At 57.1% G+C, this 3110-nt stretch carries 6 protein-coding genes; 4 read left to right on the top strand and 2 right to left on the bottom strand.

What is annotated here, in order from left to right; all coding sequences use genetic code 11:
* The 4 genes from B7G54_RS37640 to B7G54_RS37625 all read left to right on the top strand — a co-directional run.
* Positions 1-193 (top strand): integrase core domain-containing protein (locus B7G54_RS37640; protein ID WP_085041208.1); only part of this gene is annotated, 193 nt, incomplete at its 5' end.
* A gap of 183 nt (positions 194-376) precedes the next feature.
* Positions 377-739 carry a hypothetical protein gene (locus B7G54_RS37635; RefSeq protein WP_085043678.1) on the top strand — a complete coding sequence of 121 codons (363 nt, stop codon included), beginning with the start codon at positions 377-379 and terminating at the stop codon, positions 737-739.
* 40 nt (positions 740-779) lie between these two features.
* A complete protein-coding gene (locus tag B7G54_RS37630; protein ID WP_085043677.1) occupies positions 780-2042 on the top strand; it encodes a glycosyltransferase family 9 protein in 1263 nt (420 codons plus the stop codon).
* Positions 2043-2114: 72 nt separating this feature from the next.
* Complete coding sequence (locus B7G54_RS37625; RefSeq protein WP_085043676.1) at positions 2115-2327, top strand: hypothetical protein; 213 nt, start codon at positions 2115-2117, stop codon at positions 2325-2327.
* 55 nt (positions 2328-2382) lie between these two features.
* Here B7G54_RS37625 and B7G54_RS38885 read toward each other — a convergent pair whose 3' ends face one another.
* Together B7G54_RS38885 and B7G54_RS37620 are read right to left on the bottom strand one after the other, a co-directional pair.
* Positions 2383-2718: a hypothetical protein gene (locus tag B7G54_RS38885; protein ID WP_124885200.1), complete on the bottom strand. Its 336-nt coding sequence runs from the start codon at positions 2716-2718 to the stop codon at positions 2383-2385.
* Between the two features lie 243 nt (positions 2719-2961).
* Positions 2962-3110 (bottom strand): ATP-binding protein (locus B7G54_RS37620; protein ID WP_244289410.1); only part of this gene is annotated, 149 nt, incomplete at its 5' end.

Here is a 3110-nt window from a genome sequence, read left to right as displayed (position 1 = left end):
CGGCAAGCTGCGCGACGAATTGCTGAATCGCGAATGGTTCCGCAGCCGGGCCGAGGCCAAGGTACTCATCGAACGCTGGCGACAGTTTTACAACGAGCGTCGGCCCCATAGCGCTCATCGCTATCAACCTCCTGCCACGGTCCGTCGAGCCTGGCTGGATTCCGATAATATCGACGCGAGACTCACTGCCTGATTGGTCACAAAATTCCGCCTCAGGTCACCCGCTGATCAATCGCTATATTGTTGACGTACTACAGCATGTCGAGTCGATCGTCGGTTCGTCGCCAGCCGATCACGCGCCATCCGAAAAGACGGGTATCCTTCCGGAAATCGATCCGGCGTTTTCCACGTCCCGCTGACAGGCTTTTCCATTGCCATGATTTCCCGTACCACGCTCGACCAGCTCACCGAAATACTGCGCAGCGAGCTCGACAAGAAGGCGCGCGCGCAGGCCGGCGCCGCAGACGCGACGTCGGCCGGCAGTACGACTTCCAAAGTCGCGCCGCGCCTGTTGGGCGAAACGCTCCGGGCTCGTATCGATCAGTTGCTCGCTGCGGGCGTGATGGACGAGTTCCAGTTGACGCGCGCCGCGGTCGAGCATGTGTTGCACCGGCAATTCGGCGACGAGCAGGTCAACGATCCGACGTTTCAGTCGATTGCGAACCGGGTGGCGCAAGCCATTCTTGAAGACGGAAATCTCAGGGACGATCTGATGGCTGCCTTTGCCCTTCGCAAATAACGCTCGTCGAACTGAGCCAACGCACATCACCGGGGCTAACGTGACAAACGACCACACCGTGCTCGACAGCGCATACGAGATCTATCTCCGCGACAAATCCGCGAGCGCCGGACTCGCGCTGTGCCGGACACTCAGGCTCTCCGGTCACGCAGAAGAAGCCATACGGGTGTTGAATGAACTGGCGGACCGCGTTGAAGATCCGTTTTTTCGCGCACAGATCGGTATCGACATGAACCTTCTCGGCCTTTTTTCGCAGGCCGAAGCCCTATTGAGTCAATCTCTATCGGTACTGCACCACGAACCTGATCGGCGAGCCTTGACAGCCGAACTTCTGGTCTCGCAGTACGCTCAAGGCCGATTTCGCGAAGCCCACACGCTTAATCGGCGCTCGCGCGACGCATGGGGGCGAGCCGGAGTGGTTTCAAATATTTATCCGGTTCACACCAACGAGTATCAGCGAATTGTCGAAAAACTACTTCGATGCGACGAATCCGTCGCCGGGAAGCGTGTCCTCATCATCCATGAGGGCGGCCTTGGCGATGTAATCATGTTCTCCCGGTACCTGCACTTGTTACGGGATGAAGGTGCGGTGGCTATCGTATTACAGGCACCAGCCATATTGGCGCCGATATTCGCCACCTACGACTGGATCACACTTGTCGAGAACGCCGGCGATGCCATTGACCAAAGCGATTGCATCATCTGTACCTTTGATCTCTTTGTCCGGTATCAAAAAACGCCCTACTTTCCAAGCTGGACGGAATCGTACGTACAGGCGCCGGCTGGACGAGAAATGCCGACGCTGGCGGCTGACACTTTCCGCAACCGACGCGATGGTGTTCGCGAGATCGGCTTGATCTGGCGCAGCAATACTGCCGTGCGTCATGAACCGTACCGGTCGATCTCCCTGGCGCAACTCGCACCGTTGTTCAGTTCTTCGGAATGTCGTTTTCATGCACTACAGTTCGGCAAGATCACCGACGAGGAGCATGCGTTGCTGGGTCAACACGGCATCGGCATCCTCGGTAACGAGCTGCGCGATCTTGGCGATACGGCCGTCATTCTCAATGAGCTGGATCTATTGATCACGGTAGATACGGGGCCGGCCCACCTGGCTGGGGCGCTGGGGCGGCCAGTATGGGTGTTGCTGTCGGCGGCATGCGACGAGCGCTGGTACAACAGCCATCGTGATACGCCGTGGTACAGGTCCATGCAGCTATATCGACAAGCAACATTGGGCGATTGGAGCAGACCGATAGCAGAGATGGCAGATGCGCTGGCTGGCAATCACGCACTAAGGTGATCGCTCGCGGGGCGGGAATCGCGTTGATACACCGCCTCGACGGCGATTTTTGTTCGTCAGTCCACTCGCACTTTGAACCAACACCAGATTTACGCTGCAAACGGGACTGGCGACGGCGCGACGGCCGGCGCCGGAATGCGGCAATTGCCGGCGTCAGTGGCAGCCGTCAAGAACGACGCACATCGCGTCATTGCCGACGACTGGCTGCGTCGCGCGATCGACGGAATTCGTGCAATGCACCTCGATGACGACGAACGGCGACGCGTCGCCAAGCATCTCTTCTGAAATTCGAGCCCAGAGACAACAACGCCCGCGTAAGCGGGCGTTGGTTCCTCAAAGGCTAATCTTTAAAGCCCGCAAACGGCCCAAAGAACACCACTCCTTGCTGAACTAGAGACGGCAACTCCTCGTGCGACGGAAAGAAATCTGGACAATCCGACCAAACGCTTTCCACATAGGTACTCCACGAGTCCACAGGAATCTCGCGCACATTTCCTACGACAGTATCGAATATGTAGTGCATCTGAGCAGCGGCAAGTACCCCCTTCTTCACCGCAGCTTCATAACCCGATGCACTTGCGTAGCACACAACAAGTGCTCCATCGATTCCTTCCGGCATATCACAGCCATCGCCTCGCAATAGCCGCATCTGAAACTCAAACAGGTGGTTCTTCATGCTCCGCCTTGGTTAATATTGCCTTCCCGTTCCAGGAACGATGACGTTCCGCAATTGCTCAATCTGCTCTCGACTAAGCCCGAATTGATTGCTCGCCTTCGTTGGATCCGCAATCACTGGCTTGCCCGGGTTCAGGGGCCGCTTTGCTTCCTCGACTGCAGAAGCCCTCAATGTTGATTTTCACGCAGTCTTAACCCACCGTTTTCATCCGAATCTGACCCACCCCGAGATAGCCTAGTACATCTATTGCGGTGTGGATAACTCTTCGTTGCCTGCTGGTTTTGCTGCTCTCTTGCTCGTTGTCTTCGCCTTGGCAGAACTGGTCCTGAAGCGCCACGATTCATTGCCCGTTTCGACGATGTGGCAGTGATGGGTAACGCGGTCCAGCAGCG

The sequence above is a fragment of the Burkholderia puraquae genome (assembly GCF_002099195.1).
In the GTDB taxonomy this organism is placed as follows: domain Bacteria; phylum Pseudomonadota; class Gammaproteobacteria; order Burkholderiales; family Burkholderiaceae; genus Burkholderia; species Burkholderia puraquae.
This window is presented reverse-complemented; position numbering and strand designations above follow the sequence as displayed.